An 890-nucleotide genomic window follows, 5' to 3' on the forward strand; every position below is an offset into this window, starting at 1 on the left:
AAAGTGCACACCCGCAGCTTCGGTTTATCGCTTAGCCCCGTTACATCTTCCGCGCAGGACGACTCGATCAGTGAGCTATTACGCTTTCTTTAAAGGATGGCTGCTTCTAAGCCAACCTCCTGACTGTCTATGCCTTCCCACTTCGTTTCCCACTTAGCGATAATTTGGGACCTTAGCTGGCGGTCTGGGTTGTTTCCCTCTTGAGTCCGGACGTTAGCACCCGGTGCTCTGTCTCCCAAGCTGTACTTGCGGGTATTCGGAGTTTGCCATAGTTTGGTAAGTCGCCATGACCCCCTAGCTATAACAGTGCTCTACCCCCCGCAGTAATACTTGAGGCACTACCTAAATAGTTTTCGGAGAGAACCAGCTATTTCCAGATTTGTTTAGCCTTTCACCCCTATCCACAGCTCATCCCCTAATTTTTCAACATTAGTGGGTTCGGTCCTCCAGCACGTGTTACCGTGCCTTCAACCTGGCCATGGATAGATCATCTGGTTTCGGGTCTACACCCAGCGACTGAATCGCCCTATTCGGACTCGCTTTCGCTACGGCTTCCCTATTCGGTTAACCTTGCCACTGAATGTAAGTCGCTGACCCATTATACAAAAGGTACGCAGTCACCCCACAAGGAGGCTCCTACTGTTTGTATGCATACGGTTTCAGGATCTATTTCACTCCCCTTCCGGGGTTCTTTTCGCCTTTCCCTCACGGTACTGGTTCACTATCGGTCGATCACGAGTATTTAGCCTTGGAGGATGGTCCCCCCATCTTCAAACAGGATTTCACGTGTCCCGCCCTACTTTTCTTACGCTTAGTTCCACACACAAGATTTCGCCTACAGGGCTATCACCTGCTACGGCCGGACTTTCCATTCCGTTCGACTATCTTGC

The 890-nt window shown here is 50.7% G+C and carries 1 rRNA gene; it reads right to left on the reverse strand.

Features of this window, described 5'->3' with window-relative positions:
• Positions 1 to 890, reverse strand: a 23S ribosomal RNA gene (locus IB257_RS31395); the annotation flags it as partial.

This window comes from Achromobacter sp. ACM03, from assembly GCF_014851665.1.
Taxonomy (GTDB): domain Bacteria; phylum Pseudomonadota; class Gammaproteobacteria; order Burkholderiales; family Burkholderiaceae_B; genus Achromobacter; species Achromobacter aegrifaciens.